The sequence below is a fragment of the Micromonospora humida genome (assembly GCF_016901255.1).
Classification (GTDB): Bacteria; Actinomycetota; Actinomycetes; order Mycobacteriales; family Micromonosporaceae; genus Micromonospora; species Micromonospora wenchangensis.
The window spans coordinates 1-18,452 of sequence record NZ_JAFEUC010000025.1 but is presented as its reverse complement, the minus strand read 5'-3'; the positions used below and the strand labels follow the sequence as shown (position 1 = coordinate 18,452).

The window sequence follows — 18,452 nt, the reverse complement described above, 5'->3', positions numbered from 1 at the left end:
GTGACCAGACCGGCCCCCCTCGCCGGCACCGGTCGGGTGGCCGGCGCCGCCGCCCTGATCGCCGTGCTCACCGTCCTGGCCCGGCTCGCCGGGTTCGGCCGGACCGCCGTGTTCACCTGGGTCGTCGAGGACAGCGACCTCGGTGGCATGTACGTCCTCGCCAACACCGTTCCCAACATCATCTTCGAGATCGTCGCCGGTGGGGCCCTGGCCAGCCTCGTCGTACCGCTGCTGGCCGGGCCGGTCGCGGCCGGTGACCGGCGGGCGGTGGCCGCGACCACCGGGGCGCTGCTGACCTGGACGGTGACCCTGCTGGTGCCGCTGGCGGCGCTGGTGGCGGTGTTCGCCGACCCGGTCGTGGCGGCGATCTCCGACGGGCGGTCCCCGGCGGAACTGGCCGCCGGGGCGCGGATGCTGCGGGTGTTCGCCCCGCAACTGCCGCTCTACGGCATCGGGATCGTGCTCACCGGGGTGCTCCAGGCACACCGCCGGTTCGCCTGGCCGGTCGTCGCGCCGCTGCTGTCCAGCCTCACCGTCGTGGTGGTCTACCTCGTCTTCGGCGTCACCCAGGGGCGGGACACGGGCATCGCGCAGGTCAGCCGGGGCGGTGAGCTGATCCTCTCCGGCGGCACCACCCTCGGGGTGGTGGTGCTGTCGCTGTCGCTGCTGATCCCGCTGCGTCGCCTCGGGCTGACCTGGCGGCCCGGCTACGCGTTCCCCGCCGACGCGCGAGCCCGCGTCGGTGGGCTCGCCGTCGCCGGGGCGGTCACCGTCACCGCCCAGCAACTCGCCCTGGTGGTCATCCTCAACCGGGTCTCCGGTGGCCCGACCGGCTCCCCGCAGGTGTACAACCTGGCCCAGACCGTCTACCTGCTGCCCTGGGCGGTGCTGGCGGTGCCGCTGGCGGTCGCCGCGTACCCGGGCCTGTCGGCCGCCGCCGCGTCCGGCGACGAGCAGGGCTACCGCGCCACCGTCGCCTCGACCACCCGGGGGGTGCTGCTGTTCGGTTTCCTCGGCGCGGCGGCGCTGATCGGCACCGCCGAACCGGTCGGCCGGTTCTTCCCGCTCGGCGCGGAGCCGACCGCCGCCGCGATCGCCGGGTTCGCCCCCGGCCTGGTCGGCTACGGCCTGTTCGCGGTGCTGTCCCGGGCCCTCTACGCCCGGGGCGCCACCCGGGCCGCCACCGCCGCCATCACCACCGGCTGGCTGGTGGTGCCGCTGGTCGCGCTGCCGCTTGCGGCGCTGCTGCCGCGCGCCGACCGGGTGCTGGCCGTCACCCTGGCCAACTCCGTCGGCATGCTGCTGCTCGGGGCGCTGCTGGTCGTCGCCGTACGCCGCAGCGCCGGGCCGGCGGTGCTGGCCGGTGCCGGCCGGGCCGCCACCGCCGGCCTGCTGGCGGCGTTGGTCGCCGCCCCGGCCGGTGGGCTCACCGCCCGGCTGGCCGCCGGCGGCGGCACCCCGACGACAGCCGGGGCACTCGTGCAGGGCATGCTGTCCGGGGCCGTGGTCGGCGTGCTGTTCCTCGCCGTCGCCTGGCTGGTGGACCGGCGGGACGTCGGGCCGCTGCTCACCGGCGTGCGACGCCGGCTGGGCGGCCGGCGAGCGGCGGGTGACCCGCAGGACGGCGTTGTGCGCGACGCCGGTGACGGGAAGGAGACCCTCTCCCCATGACCGACGCGACGTCCGCCCCCGACGCCCGGGGCACGGTGGTGCTGCTGCTCGCCTCCAGCACCGGCGGGGTGGGCCAGCACGTCCGGTCGGTGGCGCGCGGGCTCGTCGAGGCCGGCCAGCCGGTGCTGGTCTGCGGCCCGGCCGCCACCGCCGAACAGTTCGACTTCACCGCCACCGGGGCCCGCTTCACCCCGGTGGAGATCTCGGCCAACCCGACGCCCGCCGACGCCCGCGCGGTCACCGCGCTGCGTCGGGCGCTGGCCGGTGAGCCCGTGCGGGTGGTGCACGCCCACGGGCTGCGCGCCGGGCTGGTCGCCGCGCTCGCCCGGCCCGCAGCGCCGCTCGTGGTCACCTGGCACAACGCGGTGCTCGCCGGTGGGCTGCGCGGGCGGCTGTCCCGGCTCGCCGAGCGGGTCGTCGCCCGGTCCGCCCGGGTCGCCCTGGGCGCCTCCACCGACCTGGTGCAGCGGGCCGCCGCGTTGGGCGCCACCGACGCCCGGCTCGCCCCGGTCGCCGCACCGGCCCTGCCCGCCCCGCGTCGCCGCCGCACCGCCGTACGCGCCGAGTTCGGTGTCGCAGCCGGGCAGCCGCTGGTGCTCTCCGTCGGCCGGCTGCACCCGCAGAAACGCTACGACGTGCTCGTCGACGCCGCCGCCCGGTGGCGTACCCGCACCCCGCCGCCGGTGGTGGTGATCGCCGGCAGTGGCCCCGCCTACCTGCCGTTGGCCGCCCGGATCTCCGCCGCCCGCGCCCCGGTGACGCTGCTCGGGCACCGTACCGACGTGGCGGACCTGCTCGCCGGGGCCGACCTGGCGGTGGTGACCAGCGACTGGGAGGCCCGGCAGTTGTTCGCCCAGGAGGCGCTGCGTGCCGGCGTACCGCTGGTGGCGACCGCCGTCGGTGGGCTGCCCGAGCTGGTCGGCGACGGTGCGCTGCTGGTGCCGCCCGGCGACGTCGACGCGGTCGACGCGGCCGTCCGGTCGCTGCTGGACGACCCGAGTCTGCGCGGCGACCTGGCGAAGCGGGGTGCCACCCGGGCCGCCACCTGGCCCACCGAGGCCGACACCGTCGCCGCGCTGCGTGCCCTCTACACCGAGCTGGACGCCGACCCGGCCGGCCGCGCCGGGGCCGCGGCTCCCGGCACCGACACCCCCTCGACGGGACGCGCCTGATGCTGCGCCGATTCACCCCGGTCCTGCTCACCCTGGTCGTGGTGGCGCTCGGGGTCACCGCCCTGGCCGCCCGCCCCGACAGCAGCCCACCCCGGCGCAGCGCCGACTACGTGGTGCTGGCCGGGGTGGCGGGGCTGCGCTGGTCGGATGTCGACCCGCAGAGCACCCCGACGCTGTGGCGGATGGCCCAGCAGGGGTCCATCGGTTCGCTGTCGACCCGTTCCGCGCACCGCCCGACGTGCCCGGTGGACGGCTGGCTCACCCTCGGCGCGGGCAGCTACGCGGGCTGGAACGGCAGCCGTCAGCCGGGCGGGTGCCCGCCGGCGGCGGTGACCGTCGAGCAGCCCGACGGGATCGGCGCGAACCTGCCCGACCAGGAGCGGGTGGTCGCCTACAACGCCGACCGGCAGCCGTGGGGCACGGTGCCCGGTTCGCTGTCGGAGTCGGTGCGTTGCTCGGTGGCGGTCGGCCCCGGTGCGGCCGTCGCCGCCGCCCGTCCCTTCGGCCGCGTCGACCGGTACGCCCCGGCGCTGCCGGCCGACCCGGCCGGGCTGCTCGGTTCGTGTGTGCTGAGCATCGTCGACCTGGGCACGGTCAGCGGCACCGACCCGGCCGACCGGCGGGCCGACGCCCGGCGGGCCGACGAGGCGTTGGCGAAGGTGCTCGCGGCCCGACCGCAACGGTCGCTGGTGCTGGTCGCCGGGGTGTCCGACACGGAGGCGCCGGCCCGGCTGCACGTGGTCGTCGCCGACGGCCCGGGGTGGGAGAACGGCTGGCTGACCTCCGCCAGCACCGGCCGCGAGGGCTACCTGCAACTGGTCGACCTGGCGCCGACGGCGTTGACGGCGCTGGGCCGGCCGCTGCCCGAGCGGCTGTTCCTGGGCCGCCCGGCGGTGAAGGTCGACGGTCGCCCGGACGACCTGGCCGGTGCCATCGCCGCGCCGGCCGACGCCGACCGGGAGGCCGCCGCCCAGCGGGCCGTGGCCGGCTGGTTCTTCGGGCTGCTCGCCGCCGCCCAGATCATCCTCGCTGTCGCGGTGCTGCCGTTGCTGCGTCGGGCGCGGCGGCTGGCCGGCCCGCACAGCCCGCCACCGGTGTCGCCGAAGATCGTGGCGGCCGTGGAGCTGCTGTTGATCGCGGCCGCGTTGGCGGTGCCCGCGGCGTTGCTCGCCGACGCGGTGCCGTGGTGGCGGGGCGACCACGCGGGGGCGTACTTCGCGGTGGTGACGGTCGCGTTGATCGTCGGCGCGACGGCCCTGGTCCGGTTCACCCCCGGCCACGACCGCACCCTCGGCCCGCTCGGCGCGGTCGCCGGCCTGGCCACCCTGGTGGTCGGCGCGGACGTGCTCAGCGGGGCCCGGTTGCAGCTCAACGGGGTGGTGGGCTACTCGGCACTGGAGGGGGGCCGGTTCTCCGGCCTCGGCACCGTGGGTCTGGGGGTGTTCCTCGCCGGTTCGCTGCTCAGCGCCGGCTGGCTGGCGCAGCGGGTCCGCCGGCAGTGGCGGCCGATGGTGGTGGTGGCGGTCGGCGGGCTGGCCGTGGTGGTGGTCGGCAGCCCCTACCTGGGGGCCGACTCGATCGGGGCGATCGCGTTGACCGCCGGGGTGGCGGTGGCCGCCGCGATCAGCACGGGTGGCTGGCTGACGGTCAGCCGGCTGGTCTGGGCGACCATGGCGGGGTTGGCGTTGACCATCGGGTTCGCGGTGGTGGATCTGCGGCGGCCGGTGGAGGAGCGGGGGGCGTTGGGTCGGTTCCTGACCGCCCTGGGTGAGGGCACCGGCGGGTTGACCGTGCACCGGTCCAGCACGGCCAACTTCCAGACGCTGGTGAACAGTCCGTTGACGGTGCTGGCGGTGGTCGGTGTGCTGCTGGTGTGGTTCGCGCTGCTGCAACCCTGGGGTGGGTTGATGCGGCTGTTCGGCATCTACCCGGCGATCCGGGCGGCGTTGGCCGGCACGGCTCTGGCCGCGGTGATCGCCGGGCTGCTCGGTGGTGCCGCGCTGGATGTGGCCGGGGCGGCCGCGGCGCTGGTGGTGCCGATGGCGGCGCTGGCCTCGCTGCGGGTGCTGGACCACTCCACCGACCGTACCCAGCCGGGCGCCGGGCATCCGCGTCCGGACGGCCCGTCCGGTGGCCCGCCCGGCGGGAGCCCCACCGGCGGCCGACCCGACGACGACGGTGGGGCGGCCCACGCGGGCGACGGCACCGGCACCGCGGCGGTGGCGTCCGACGGCGGCGGGATGCACGGGCCGGTCGACGGCGGTGCCGGCGACCCGGACGCCGGGGCCCGGCCGGCGGGCCGCAGCGCACCGCGGGTGCCGGTGGCGCGGACGGCCGCGCCGGGGGTGTCGGCCGCGACCGGCCCGACCGGCGGCGGGACCGGATAGCCCGAGGTCGGGTGCGACGCCAGGTGGCCCCGGGGGAGGTGTTACCGTGGAATCCCGTGGATCGCGTGATCACTTGATCGGCACGGCGGTTCGCACGACCGCTACGGACGACACGGGAGCAGGCCTTGGCCCCTTCAGCACGCACGACCCGGCACATCTTCGTCACCGGGGGCGTCGCCTCCTCGCTCGGTAAGGGCCTCACCGCCTCCAGCCTCGGCAATCTGCTCACCGCACGCGGACTGCGGGTGGTCATGCAGAAGCTCGACCCCTACCTCAACGTCGACCCCGGGACGATGAACCCGTTCCAGCACGGCGAGGTGTTCATCACCGAGGACGGCGCGGAGACCGACCTCGACGTCGGGCACTACGAGCGGTTCCTCGACCGGGACCTCTCCGGCAAGGCCAACGTCACCACCGGCCAGATCTACTCCGACGTGATCGCCAAGGAGCGGCGCGGCGAGTACCTGGGCGACACCGTCCAGGTCATCCCGCACATCACCAACGAGATCAAGGCGCGGATCGTCGGCATGGCCGACCCGGACGCCGACGGCCAGATCCCCGACGTGGTGATCACCGAGGTCGGCGGCACCGTCGGCGACATCGAGTCGCTGCCGTTCCTGGAGGCGATCCGGCAGGTGCGCCACGACCTGGGCCGGGACAACTGTTTCTACCTGCACGTGTCGCTGGTGCCCTACCTCGCGCCGTCGGGGGAGCTGAAGACCAAGCCGACCCAGCACTCGGTGGCGCAGCTGCGCAACATCGGCATCCAGCCCGACGCGATCGTGCTGCGCTGCGACCGGGAGATCCCGGAGAAGCTGAAGCAGAAGCTGTCGCTCTACTGCGACGTGGACGCCGAGGCGGTCGTCGCCGCCCCGGACGCGCCGAGCATCTACGACATCCCCAAGGTGCTGCACCGCGAGGGGCTCGACGCGTACGTGGTGCGCCGGCTCGGCCTGTCCTTCCGTGACGTGGACTGGACCCGCTGGGACGACCTGCTGGAGCGGGTGCACCAGCCGCACCACACGGTCACCGTGGCGGTCGTCGGCAAGTACGTCGACCTGCCGGACGCCTACCTGTCGGTCAGCGAGGCGATCCGGGCCGCCGGGTTCGGCCACCGGGCCCGGGTGCAGCTGCGCTGGGTGCCCAGCGACGACTGCGTCACCCCGGCCGGCGCGGCGTCGGCCCTGTCGGGCGTGGACGGCATCGTCATCCCCGGCGGGTTCGGTGTCCGCGGTATCGAGGGCAAGATCGGCACCGCCCGGTACGCCCGGGAGAACGGGGTGCCGCTGCTCGGGCTCTGCCTCGGCCTGCAGTGCATGACCATCGAGGTGGCCCGCCACCTGGCCGGCCTCGACGCGGCGAACTCCCTGGAGTTCGACGAGGACGCCAAGCACCCGGTCATCGCCACCATGGCCGACCAGGAGGACATCGTCGCCGGCCGGGGTGACCTCGGCGGCACCATGCGGCTGGGGGCGTACCCGGCGACGCTTACCGAGGGGTCGATCGTGGCGGAGGCGTACGGGGCCACCGAGATCAGCGAGCGGCACCGGCACCGCTACGAGGTGAACAACGCCTACCGGGACCAGCTCACCAAGGCGGGCCTGCACATCTCCGGTACCTCCCCGGACGGCCGGCTGGTCGAGTTCGTCGAGTTGGACCGCAGTCTGCACCCGTTCTTCGTGGCCACCCAGGCGCACCCGGAGCTGAAGAGCCGCCCGACCCGTCCGCACCCGCTGTTCGCCGGGTTCGTCAAGGCCACCGTGGCGTACTCGCAGGCCGACCAGCTGCCGGTGGACCTCGACCCGGCCCCCGGGGCGGCGACGCCCGAGACGACGAGGAAGACGCAGGCGGCGGCGAAGAACGCGTCCCGCAACGGCGCGCAGGCGACGGCGTCGTCCGCGTCGTGAGCGCCGTCGAGCACCGCTACGAGCTGCTGTCGCGGGTGCAGCGCTACGCCGGGCGGATCTTCACCGTGGTCACCGACGAGGTGACCATGCCCGGTGGGGGCACCGCCACCCGCGACTACGCCCGGCACGTCGGCGCGGTCGCCGTGGTCGCCCTCGACGACGCCGGTCAGGTGGTGCTGGTGCGGCAGTACCGGCAGCCGGTCGGACGGCACCTGTGGGAGCTGCCCGCCGGGTTGATGGACGTCGCCGGGGAGGACCTGCCGGTGGCCGCCGCCCGGGAGTTGGCCGAGGAGGCCGACCTGACCGCCGCCCGGTGGGACCTGCTGGTCGACGTGCACACCTCGCCGGGTTTCTCCGACGAGGTGGTCCGGGTGTTCCTCGCCCGCGAGCTGGCCGAGGTGCCCGTCGGGCAGCGGCACGAGCGGCACGACGAGGAGGCCGACCTGCAGGTCGTCCGGCTCGACCTGGACGAGGCGGTCGGTATGGCGCTGGCCGGGGAGATCACCAACGGTCCGTGCGTGGCCGGGCTGCTGGCCGCCGCGCGGGCCCGCGACGCCGGCTGGTCGGTGCTGCGCCGCGCCGACACCCCGCTGCACCGCTGATCCGGTACGCCGACAGGGGCCGTCGCGGTACGCCGCGCGGCCCCTGTGTCGTCCGTCCGTCCCGGCCGGCGCGGTGCGTCACGACGTCGTTGCGGGAGTGTTTCCCGTGCGGCGGTCGGGGCCGCGCGGTGCGACGATGGGTGTGACGCCGAACGGCTGGCCTGCGCGGTATGCCTGACACACCGTCAGGCGCATCGGGCACCGGTTGTCACTGTGCCGCCCGTCGGGGGTCGGCGGCACGCCTAGACTGCCGCCGGCGGGAACGGTGGACCGCGTCGGCAACGGAGCCGGCGGGGCACCGCGCAGTCCGGGGTGCGGCACCCCGGAGGAAGGTGTCTCACGTGAAGGTCGGAATCCCCCGCGAGGTCAAGAACCACGAGTACCGCGTGGCGATCACGCCGGCGGGCGTCAACGAGTTCGTCCGCCACGGTCACCAGGTCTTCGTCGAGGCCGGCGCCGGTGTCGGGTCCAGCCTCACCGACGACGAGTTCGCCGCCGCCGGGGCCACCATCCTCGGCACCGCCGACGAGGTGTGGGACACCGCCGAGCTGGTGCTGAAGGTGAAGGAACCGATCGCCGAGGAGTACCACCGGATGCGCGCCGGGCAGGTGCTCTTCACCTACCTGCACCTGGCCGCGTCCAAGGAGTGCACCGACGCGCTGGTCGACCGGAGGGTCACCGGCATCGCCTACGAGACCGTCGAGCTGCCCGACCGGTCGCTGCCGTTGCTCGCCCCGATGTCCGAGGTGGCCGGCCGGCTCGCCCCGCAGGTCGGCGCGTACCACCTGCAGCGGCAGGGCGGCGGGCGGGGCATCCTGATGGGCGGCGTGTCCGGGGTGTACGCGGCGAAGACCGTCGTCATCGGCGCGGGCGTGTCCGGGATGAACGCCGCCGCGATCGCGTTGGGCCTGCAGGCCGAGGTGCTGCTGCTGGACAAGAACGTGGCCCGGCTGCGGCAGGCCGACGCCATCTACCGGGGCCACCTGCAGACGGTCGCCTCCAACGCGTACGAGATCGAACGGGCGGTGCTCGACGCCGACCTGGTCATCGGCGCGGTCCTCGTCCCGGGCGCGAAGGCCCCGACGTTGATCTCCAACGAGTTGGTGTCCCGGATGAAGCCGGGCAGTGTGCTGGTCGACATTTCCATCGACCAGGGTGGCTGCTTCGAGGACTCCCGCCCCACCACCCACGCCGAGCCGACCTACCAGGTGCACGACTCGATCTTCTACTGCGTGGCGAACATGCCCGGCGCGGTGCCGCACACCAGCACCTACGCGCTGACCAACGTCACCCTGCCGTACGCGCTGGAGCTCGCCAACCAGGGCTGGCGCGACGCGTTGCGCCACGACCCGGCCCTGGCGCTGGGCCTGAACACCCACGACGGTCAGGTCGTCTACGGCCCGGTCGCCGAGGCGCACGGCATGGCCACCCTCCCGCTGGACGAGGTGCTGGCCTGACCGGGCCGACGACGCACGCCCCGGCATCCGACGTCGTGCCCCGCGCGGCCGCAGACGAGGTGCCGGGGGTGGCAGGTGACGGGGTCGGGGCGGGCGGGGAGCCCGCGCCGGCCCTGCGGCGGGTCGTGCGCGGCTACCTCGACCACCTCACCGTCGAGCGGGGACTGTCGACCAACACCCTCACCTCGTACCGGCGGGACCTGGACCGGTACCTGGACACCCTGGCCGCCGCCGGGGTGCGCGACCTGGCCGCCGTCGACGCCCGGCAGGTCGAGGCGCACCTGGCCCGGCTGCGCGCCGGCGACGACGACCATCCGCCGCTGGCGGTGACGTCGGCCGCGCGGGCCGCGTCCGCCGTGCGCGGGCTGCACCGGTTCGCCGTCCGCGAGGGTCTGGCCGGCGACGACCCCAGCCGCGACGTGCGCCCACCCACCCCGGCCCGCCGGCTGCCCCGGGCGCTGCCGGTCGACGACGTGGTCCGGCTGTTGGAGACCGCCGGCCCGGTCACCGCCACCGGCGACGGGGCGGCCCTCGCCCTGCGCGACCGGGCGCTGCTGGAGTTCCTGTACGGCACCGGCGCGCGGATCTCCGAGGCGGTCGGTGCGGCCGTCGACGACCTGGACGTCGACGAGGGCACCGCCCTGCTGCGCGGCAAGGGCGGCCGGACCCGGCTGGTGCCCATCGGCGGGTACGCCGTCGACGCGCTGCGCGCCTACCTGGTGCGCGCCCGACCGGCGCTGGTGGCCGCCGGGCGGGGCACCCCGACGGTGTTCGTCAACGCCCGGGGCGGGCCGCTGACCCGGCAGGGAGCGTGGACGGTGCTGCGGCGGGCCGCCCGCCGGGCCGGACTGCCGGTGGACGGGCCGCACGCCGTCTCCCCGCACACCCTGCGCCACTGCTACGCCACCCACCTGCTCGACGGCGGCGCGGACGTGCGGGTGGTGCAGGAGTTGCTCGGCCACGCCTCGGTCACCACCACCCAGGTGTACACGTTGGTCACCGTGGACCGGCTCCGCGAGGTCTACGCGACCAGCCACCCCCGCGCCCGCGACGCGGACCCCCCGCCGGCCCGCTGACCGGCCGCTATGCCCGACACGCCGGACCGGTGCCGAACGCGCTGGTCGTCGGTGGCGTAGAGTCGGCATCGGCGCGGACCTCCTGGGCGACAACCGGGGTGCGCAGCGGCGCCGCGAAGGACGTCGGACAGCTCCGACGCCGGGTGGTCGTCGGGAGGGGGCAACGAGGACATGGCTGGCAACGGTGACCGTGCCGACGCCTGGACGTCGGAGCTCCGTGAGCAGCAGGCGTCGCTCGGCGCCGACCTGGGCCCGGCCGATCCGGCCGCCTACACGATGCGCAAGCCGATCCCCGAGCCGATGCCCACCGACCGGCACGGCCCGGCGCGGATCATCGCGATGGCCAACCAGAAGGGTGGCGTGGGTAAGACCACCACCACCATCAACCTGGGCGCGGCCCTGGCCGAGTACGGCCGCAAGGTGCTGCTCGTCGACTTCGACCCGCAGGGCGCCCTGTCGGTGGGCCTCGGGGTCAACCCGCACAACCTCGACCTGTCCGTCTACAACCTGCTCATGCAGGACGACGTCATGGCCGAGGACGTCCTGATCAAGACGGACGTGGCCGGCCTGCACATCCTGCCCGCCAACATCGACCTGTCGGCCGCCGAGATACAGCTGGTCAACGAGGTCGCCCGGGAGATGGCCCTGGCCCGGGTGCTGCGCAACGTGCGCAAGGAGTACGACTACATCCTGATCGACTGCCAGCCCTCGCTGGGTCTGCTGGCGATCAACGCGCTGACCGTCGCGCACGGGGTGCTCATCCCCCTGGAGTGCGAGTTCTTCAGCCTGCGCGGGGTGGCGCTGCTGCTGGACACCATCGACAAGGTGCGCGAGCGGCTCAACTTCGACCTGGAACTCGAGGGCATCCTCGCCACCATGTACGACAGCCGCACCACCCACTGCCGGCAGGTGCTGCAACGGGTGGTCGAGGCGTTCGGCGACAAGGTCTACCAGACCGTCATCACCAAGACGGTCAAGTTCCCCGAGTCCACGGTGGCCGGTGCGCCGATCACCACCCTCGACCCGGCTTCCTCGGGGGCCCGCAACTACCGGCAGTTGGCCCGTGAGGTGATCGCGGCCCAGGCCGACCGGTAGGTCGGGGTGCACGCCGGGGCGTCCCGGTCGGCGACGACGTCCGGGACGTGGACTACGGTCGTCCGGTGACCGCGCCGCCGCTCGACCCGCCGACGACCCCGCAGCAGCCGCCCGTGCTGGCCGCCGAGGTCGCCGCCGACGTGGCGACCGACCCGGCGGGGGTGCCGCAGGCCGGGCAGAGCGGCGGCTTCACCGTCCGGCTGGCGAACTTCACCGGACCGTTCGACCTGCTGCTGCAACTGATCAGCAAACACAAGCTGGACGTCACCGAGGTGGCGTTGCACACCGTCACCGACGAGTTCATCTCCTACCTGCGCGCCATGGGCGACGAGTGGGACCTCGACGAGACCAGCGAGTTCCTGCTCGTCGCCGCCACCCTGCTCGACCTGAAGGCGGCCCGGCTGCTGCCGTCGGCCGAGGTGGAGGACGAGGAGGATCTCGCCCTGCTGGAGGCCCGGGACCTGCTCTTCGCCCGGCTGCTGCAGTACAAGGCGTACAAGGAGGCGGCGGCGCACATCGCCGAACTGGAGGCCGTCGGCGGGCGACGCTACCCGCGGGCGGTCACCCTGGAAGCCCGGTACGCCGAGGCCCTGCCCGACCTGGTGCTCGGCATCGGCCCGGAGCGGCTGCTGAAGCTCGCCGTACGGGCGATGACCCCGAAGCCGGTGCCCGAGGTGTCCATCGCGCACGTGCACCTCGTCCGGGTCAGTGTCCGGGAACACGCGGCGGTCATCGCCGAGCGGCTACGCCGGGCCGGGGTCGCCACCTTCGCCCTGCTCTGCGCCGACTGCGAGATCACCCTGGAGGTGGTGGCCCGCTTCCTGGCCCTGCTGGAGCTGTACCGGGAGGGGCTGGTCGCGTTCGTCCAGGAGGAGGCCCTGGAGGAGCTGACCGTGCGCTGGACCGGCCCCGCCGACGGTAGCGCCGAACTGCACGTCGACGAGTACGCCGGCAGCCCCGCCGACCCCGACCCGGCCGAGCCCGCCACCGGCACCCCGGCCGCCACCACGCCCACCCCGGTGACTGCGCAGGAGAACTGATGAGCGACGAGGAGCGCCGGGACTCGCTGGCCGACCAGGCCGCCGCCTGGATTCCCCCGTGGGAGCGGCCCGCCCCGCAGCGCAATCCCGCACCCGGCGCGCCGGACTCCGGGGCCGAGGACACTCCCGTCTCCTCGGAAACGGACACCGTCCCCGAACTCCCCGCTGCGGCGACACCGCCCGCAGCCGACGCTGCCGATTCTCCTGCGGCCGCCCCGGAGAAGGCCGAGCCCGAGGGCGTGGACGCTCCCGGTGTGCCCGGAACGGACCCGGTTTCCGGGCTGCCCGCGCCAACGGCATCGGCCGACCCGGTCTCGGCCGGCCCGGCAGCGGCCGATGCCGGAACAGCGGACGCCGGAACAACGGACGCCGGGACGGCCGGTGCCGAGCCTGCCGCCGGCGGGACGCCCGATTCCGGACCGGGCGAGGACGTGACCTCAGCCACCGCGACCGCGGCCGGTGGGGCGGGTGGCGGCGACGCCGGGCCGGAGGCCGCGGGGGAGCGGGGCGCGGCGGGCGTACCGAAGCGGCAGCCGGCGGGACGACGGCGGGTGCCGGTCGCCCCGCCGCCGGCACCCGAACTCGACGACGCGGAGCTGCGCGGCGCGTTGGAGGCCATCCTGCTGGTGGTCGACGAACCGGTCAGCGAGCTGGTGCTGGCGCAGGTGCTGGAGCAGCCCCCGGAACGGATCGGGCCGGTGCTCGACGACATCGCGGCCGGCTACACCGCCACCGGGCACGGGTTCGAGCTGCGCCGGGCGGCCGGAGGCTGGCGGCTCTACACCCGGCCGGAATACGCGACGTACGTGGAACGGTTCGTGTTGGACGGGCAGTCGGTCCGGTTGACCCAGGCCGCCCTGGAGACACTCGCGGTGGTCGCCTACAAGCAGCCGGTGACCCGGGGTCGGGTGTCGGCCATCCGGGGTGTCAACTGTGACGGGGTGCTCCGTACCCTGGTCTCCCGGGGGTTGGTCGAGGAGTGCGGCGCCGAACCGGACAGTGGGGCGTTCCTCTACCGGACCACCACGATGTTCCTGGAGAAGCTGGGCCTGGACTCGGTCGCCGACCTGCCCCCGCTCGCCCCGTTCCTCCCCGACGACGTAGAAGAGCTTGCCGATGCCACGCGATAGCCGTACCCCCAAGTCCGACGCCCCCGTGTACGAGGGCGCCGAGCGCCTGCAGAAGGTGCTCGCCGCCGCCGGCGTCGGTTCCCGACGTGCCTGCGAGGATCTGATCTTCCGACGTCGGGTGACCGTGAACGGGCGGGTCGCCCAGCTCGGGGACAAGGTCGACCCCACCACCGCCGTGATCCACGTCGACGGGGAACGCCTGCAGGCCGACAACCGCCTGGTGTACGTGGCGATGAACAAGCCGCGCGGGGTGGTCACCACGATGGCCGACGAGAAGGGCCGCAACGAGCTGGCCGAGTTCATCGGCAACCGGGTCGAGCAGCGGGTCTACCACGTCGGGCGGCTCGACGCCGACAGCGAGGGCCTGCTGCTGCTCACCAACGACGGCACCCTGACCCACAAGCTGATGCACCCGTCGTACCAGGTGCTCAAGACCTACCTGGCCGAGGTGGCCGGGCCGATCCCGCGTAACCTCGGCAAGCGGCTGCTGGCCGGTGTGGAGCTGGAGGACGGGCCGGTGAAGGTCGACTCGTTCAAGGTGGTGGACACCCTGGGTAGAACCGCCCAGGTGGAGCTGAGCCTGCACGAGGGACGCAAGCACATCGTCCGGCGGTTGCTGGCCGAGGTCGGGCACCCGGTGTCCCGGCTGGTGCGTACCTCGATCGGGCCGATCAAGCTCGGTGACCTGCGCACCGGGCGGATCCGGCGGCTGACCAACGCGGAGGTCGCCGCCCTGTTCAAGGCCGTGGGTGACTGACCCCGTCTGAGCGGGTAGGTGTGCCGGTAGGCTTCCACGCGGCCCGCGGGCCGGTGGTGGCGTGCGCCGCACCGGCGGCGCGGAGAGACCCGCGAGGCGCGGGATGATGGATGACGATGGACGACCGCTCGACGGCGTCGGGACGACCGGCGACCCGAGAGATACGGGCTGAGGAGGACAACGGTGGAGGAAAACGTACGGGCCGGGCGCTGCGTGGTCGCTGTGGACGGGCCGTCCGGTTCGGGTAAGTCCACCGTCTCGCGGCGGCTCGCCGCCGGCCTCGGTGCCCGCTACCTGGACACCGGTGCGATGTACCGGGCGATCACCTGGGCGGTGCTGCGTTCCGGTGTCGACCTGGCCGACGCCGCCGCGGTGGGCAAGGTCGCCGAGGAGGTCGAGCTGCGCATCGGCACCGACCCCCAGGGGTACGGCGTGACCGTCGACGGGGTGAACGTCGACCGGGAGATCCGGGGTCCCGAGGTGACCGGTGCGGTTTCCGCGGTGGCCGCCGTCCCGGCGGTGCGGGCGCTGCTCGTGGCCCGGCAGCGGGAACTGATCACCCACGCCGGTCGGATCGTCGTCGAGGGTCGGGACATCGGTGCCGTGGTGGCCCCCGACGCCGACCTGAAGGTCTACCTGACCGCTTCCGAGGCGGCCCGGGCCCGGCGGCGCAGCGCCGAGGACGCCGTCGACGTCGCGGCGACCGCCGCGGACCTGGCCCGCCGGGACCGGCTCGACTCCACCCGCACGGTCGACCCGCTGCGGCAGTCCGCCGACGCCGTCGAACTCGACACCACCGAGCTGGGCATCGACGAGGTCGTCGACCGGCTGCGTGGGCTGCTCACCGAGCGGGGAGTGGCATGAGCGACGGATGGGTGGAGCTGCGCGAACCGGACGTCGAGGTCGACGAGCCGACCGGTCCGCAGCCGGTGGTGGCCGTGGTGGGCCGCCCCAACGTGGGTAAGTCGACGCTGGTCAACCGGATCATCGGCCGCCGGCAGGCGGTCGTCGAGGACGTCCCCGGGGTGACCCGGGACCGGGTGCCCTACGACGCGCAGTGGAACGGCCGCTCGTTCACCGTGGTGGACACCGGCGGTTGGGAACCGGACGCGAAGGACCGGGCGGCGGCGATCGCCGCGCAGGCCGAGACGGCGGTGCTCACCGCCGACGTGGTGATCTTCGTGGTCGACGCGATGGTCGGCTCGACCGATGTGGACGAGGCCGCGGTGCGGATGCTGCGGCGCAGCGCCAAGCCGGTGATCCTGGTGGCCAACAAGACCGACAACAGCACCATCGAGTTGGAGGCCACCTCGCTGTGGTCGCTGGGGCTCGGCGAGCCGTACCCGATCTCCGCACTGCACGGCCGGGGATCCGGGGAACTGCTCGACGCCATCCTCGACGCCCTGCCCGAGGCTCCGAAGATCGTCGAGAACCGGCCGCGCGGCCCCCGCCGGGTGGCGCTGGTCGGCCGGCCCAACGTCGGCAAGTCCAGCCTGCTCAACCGGTTCTCCGGTGAGGAACGGGCGGTCGTCGACTCGGTCGCCGGCACCACCGTCGACCCGGTGGACAGCCTCGTCGAGATCGGTGGCGAGACCTGGCAACTGGTCGACACCGCCGGGCTGCGCAAGCGGGTCGGCAAGGCCAGCGGCACCGAGTACTACGCCAGCCTGCGCACCGCCGGGGCGATCGAGGCGGCCGAGGTGGCGGTGGTGCTGCTCGACTCCAGCGAGCCGATCAGCGAGCAGGACCAGCGGATCCTGACCATGGTCGTCGAGGCCGGCCGGGCCCTGGTGATCGCCTTCAACAAGTGGGACCTGGTCGACGCCGACCGCCGGTACTACCTGGACAAGGAGATCGACCGGGAGCTGCGCCGCATCCCCTGGGCGATCCGGCTCAACCTGTCGGCGCAGACCGGCCGGGCCGTCGACAAGCTCGCCCCCGCGCTGCGTAAGGCGCTGGAGAGCTGGGAAACCCGGGTGCCCACCGCGCAGCTCAACCAGTGGCTCACCGCCCTGGTGCAGGCCACCCCGCACCCGGTGCGCGGCGGCCGGGCCCCGAAGATCCTCTTCGCCACCCAGGCGGGTGTCTCCCCGCCGCGGTTCGTGCTGTTCACCACCGCCCCCCTGGACGCCGGCTACCAGCGTTTCGTCGAGCGCAAGCTCCGCGAGGAGTTCGGCTTCGAGGGCAGCCCGGTGGAAATCTCCGTACGCCCCCGCAAGAAGCTCGGCCCCGGCGGTCGGGGCAAGGCCCACGGCTGACCGTCACCGCACAAGGGCTGCCGCTCCTCCCTCTGAGGAACGGCAGCCCTTTTCCTAGGATGCTTTAGGGGTGGTGGCGGTGCGCACCGGCGCGGCGGGGGGCTGTGCGCGCGGTGCGAAGATCCTGCGCTAAGCTGTACCGGCTGCCGCAGGGGAAACCACGCGGGGGCATCGGGACGTGGCGCAGCTTGGTAGCGCACTTGACTGGGGGTCAAGGGGTCGTCGGTTCGAATCCGGCCGTCCCGACAGACAAAAAGCCCTGACCAGCGTGAACGCTGGTCAGGGCTTCGATTTTCTTCTATGAAGATTTGAACCTCCCCCCGAAAACCCCCCGTTTACCGGGGTCGGCGGTCAGGTTCTGTCATCCATGTGCATCGTTGGGATTTGGTGGTGCGGAACGGCGGTGGCGGTGGGTGCCCAGCCGTTCGAGGATGTCGGAGACGTCCGGGGCTTGGACGGCTTTGGCGATGTAGTAGGTGTCGGTGACCTCCTCGCTGGAGTGTCCGAGCTGTGCGGACGCGCTCTTGGTGTCCTTCTCTTCCTTGATGAGGGTGGCGACGGTCTTGCGGAAGGTGTGCGGGGTGACCCAGTCGAGGTCGGTGTCGGCGCGGGCCTGACGCCACTGGCGGCGGACATTGTTGGGGGAGAGCCAGGTGCCGCGCCGGGACGCGAAGATCGCATCGTGGGGGTTGTCGGGGGCGTCGACTTTGCGGTCCATGAGCATGCCGATGGCGAATCGGGGCAGGACGACCATCCGGTGGCCGGCGTCGCTCTTGGTCCAGGGTTGTCGGAAGATTCCCTGGCCTGTGACGAAGACCAGGGTGCCGCAGATCGTCAGGGTGGGGCGTTCGGTGGCGAGGTCGAGGTCTTCCCAGCGCAGGGCGAGGATCTCGCCGATGCGGGCGCCGGTGGCGAGCATGAGGTCGACGACGTCGGCCAGGTCGCCGGTGTGTCGGGGTCCGGGTTTGCCGGGGACCGGTCGCTGCCAGTCGCGGATGGCGGTTCTGACGGCGTGGAGGTGTTCGTCGGAGAGGGCGACGACGGTGCGGCGGGGTTTGCGGAGCCGCCCGGTGTCGCGTACGGGGTTGGTGGGGATCGCTCCGTGGCGGACGGCCAGCGCGAACATCTGGCTGAGGACCACCTTGACGCCTTTGGCCGCTGCGGGGCGGTCCTTGGCGATCTCGCGGAGGAACCGGTCCAGGCGTCCGACGCTGGCCTCTCGGATGCGGAGGTTGCCGAGGGCGGGCAGGACCGCGGTACGCACGCTGGTCTCATATCGGTGGATGGTCTGAGGTGCGATCCGTTCCTCGGCGGTGATCTCTTCGATCCACACTTCGGCCAGGCGGCTGACGCGGGTCTCCCGGGTGATCTCGTCGTCGTTGGGGGTGGTGCGGTCACGCAGCTTGACCTTCAGCGCCCGTTCGGCTGCGGCGCGGGTGGCGTCGGTGGCCTCGATGTCACGGGTCTTGCCGTCGTAGTCACGGAACCGGGCGCGTGCGCGGAACCGGTTGGCGGCGAGCTTCTCGGTACGGATGGTGCCCCAGGTGCCGATGGGAAGTTCGGGTCGGGCCATGACTCACCGCTCCGAGTCGGTGTGGTCGTCGAGCCAGCGTTCGACCTCGCTACGCCGGTAGCGCAGGGTGTTGCCGACGCGGATGGCGCGGGGGCCCTTGCCCCGGCTGTGCCAGGCGTAGAGGGTGTTCTTGGGCTTGCCCAGCCAGGCGGCGAGGTCGTCGATGGTCAGTAGCGGGTCGGGCCGCCATTCGGGGACGGCGGGAGTGAGGTTCCCCCGGTAGCTCGGAGGCTTTCGATCATGCTCTGATGGAGCTGAAGGGAGTCATCCGTGGCTGCACCGAAGAAGTACCCCGATGAGCTGCGTGAACGTGCGGTGCGTTTGTAT

At 73.6% G+C, this 18,452-nt stretch carries 15 protein-coding genes and 1 tRNA gene; 14 read left to right on the top strand and 2 right to left on the bottom strand.

Features of this window, described 5'->3' with window-relative positions; translation table 11 throughout:
- From murJ to JQX11_RS31635, 14 genes are all read left to right on the top strand, one after another.
- Positions 1-1,671, top strand: a complete 1,671-nt coding sequence (gene murJ, locus JQX11_RS31700; protein WP_204928599.1) for a murein biosynthesis integral membrane protein MurJ — start codon at positions 1-3, stop codon at positions 1,669-1,671.
- On the top strand, positions 1,668-2,843 hold the full coding sequence (locus JQX11_RS31695) for a glycosyltransferase family 4 protein (protein ID WP_204928598.1): 1,176 nt from the start codon (positions 1,668-1,670) through the stop codon (positions 2,841-2,843). The genes murJ and JQX11_RS31695 overlap by 4 nt, the downstream gene beginning before the upstream one ends.
- Positions 2,843-5,230, top strand: coding sequence for a hypothetical protein (locus JQX11_RS31690; protein WP_204928597.1), 2,388 nt, complete (start codon positions 2,843-2,845; stop codon positions 5,228-5,230). Before JQX11_RS31695 ends, JQX11_RS31690 begins: the two co-directional genes overlap by 1 nt.
- 125 nt (positions 5,231-5,355) lie before the next feature.
- A complete protein-coding gene (pyrG, locus tag JQX11_RS31685) occupies positions 5,356-7,137 on the top strand; it encodes a CTP synthase (protein ID WP_204928596.1) in 1,782 nt (593 codons plus the stop codon).
- On the top strand, positions 7,134-7,739 hold the full coding sequence (locus JQX11_RS31680; RefSeq protein WP_204928595.1) for an NUDIX domain-containing protein: 606 nt from the start codon (positions 7,134-7,136) through the stop codon (positions 7,737-7,739). Before pyrG ends, JQX11_RS31680 begins: the two co-directional genes overlap by 4 nt.
- 341 nt (positions 7,740-8,080) lie before the next feature.
- Positions 8,081-9,196: an alanine dehydrogenase gene (gene ald / locus JQX11_RS31675; RefSeq protein WP_204928594.1), complete on the top strand. Its 1,116-nt coding sequence runs from the start codon at positions 8,081-8,083 to the stop codon at positions 9,194-9,196.
- Positions 9,197-9,264: 68 nt separating this feature from the next.
- Positions 9,265-10,272 carry a site-specific tyrosine recombinase XerD gene (locus JQX11_RS31670; protein WP_204928593.1) on the top strand — a complete coding sequence of 336 codons (1,008 nt, stop codon included), beginning with the start codon at positions 9,265-9,267 and terminating at the stop codon, positions 10,270-10,272.
- Between the two features lie 171 nt (positions 10,273-10,443).
- Positions 10,444-11,367, top strand: a complete 924-nt coding sequence (locus tag JQX11_RS31665) for a ParA family protein (RefSeq protein WP_067315071.1) — start codon at positions 10,444-10,446, stop codon at positions 11,365-11,367.
- A 140-nt stretch (positions 11,368-11,507) separates the two neighbouring features.
- The gene (locus JQX11_RS31660) at positions 11,508-12,407 is read left to right on the top strand and encodes a segregation and condensation protein A (protein ID WP_372444660.1); all 900 of its coding nucleotides are present in this window, start codon (positions 11,508-11,510) and stop codon (positions 12,405-12,407) included.
- Positions 12,407-13,537, top strand: a complete 1,131-nt coding sequence (gene scpB, locus JQX11_RS31655) for an SMC-Scp complex subunit ScpB (RefSeq protein ID WP_204928591.1) — start codon at positions 12,407-12,409, stop codon at positions 13,535-13,537. Before JQX11_RS31660 ends, scpB begins: the two co-directional genes overlap by 1 nt.
- Positions 13,524-14,294, top strand: coding sequence for a pseudouridine synthase (locus JQX11_RS31650; protein ID WP_204928590.1), 771 nt, complete (start codon positions 13,524-13,526; stop codon positions 14,292-14,294). The genes scpB and JQX11_RS31650 overlap by 14 nt, the downstream gene beginning before the upstream one ends.
- Positions 14,295-14,477: 183 nt before the next feature.
- Positions 14,478-15,158: a (d)CMP kinase gene (cmk, locus tag JQX11_RS31645; RefSeq protein ID WP_204928589.1), complete on the top strand. Its 681-nt coding sequence runs from the start codon at positions 14,478-14,480 to the stop codon at positions 15,156-15,158.
- Positions 15,155-16,552, top strand: a complete 1,398-nt coding sequence (der, locus tag JQX11_RS31640; protein WP_204928588.1) for a ribosome biogenesis GTPase Der — start codon at positions 15,155-15,157, stop codon at positions 16,550-16,552. The genes cmk and der overlap by 4 nt, the downstream gene beginning before the upstream one ends.
- A 172-nt stretch (positions 16,553-16,724) precedes the next feature.
- A tRNA-Pro gene (locus JQX11_RS31635) sits at positions 16,725-16,798 on the top strand.
- Between the two features lie 115 nt (positions 16,799-16,913).
- Here JQX11_RS31635 and JQX11_RS31630 read toward each other — a convergent pair.
- Both JQX11_RS31630 and JQX11_RS31625 read right to left on the bottom strand, forming a co-directional pair.
- Entirely contained in the window at positions 16,914-18,125 is a 1,212-nt protein-coding gene (locus tag JQX11_RS31630; protein ID WP_204928587.1) for a tyrosine-type recombinase/integrase, read from the bottom strand.
- Between the two features lie 3 nt (positions 18,126-18,128).
- A complete protein-coding gene (locus tag JQX11_RS31625; RefSeq protein ID WP_204928609.1) occupies positions 18,129-18,296 on the bottom strand; it encodes a helix-turn-helix transcriptional regulator in 168 nt (55 codons plus the stop codon).
- Between the last annotated feature and the right edge of the window lie 156 nt (positions 18,297-18,452).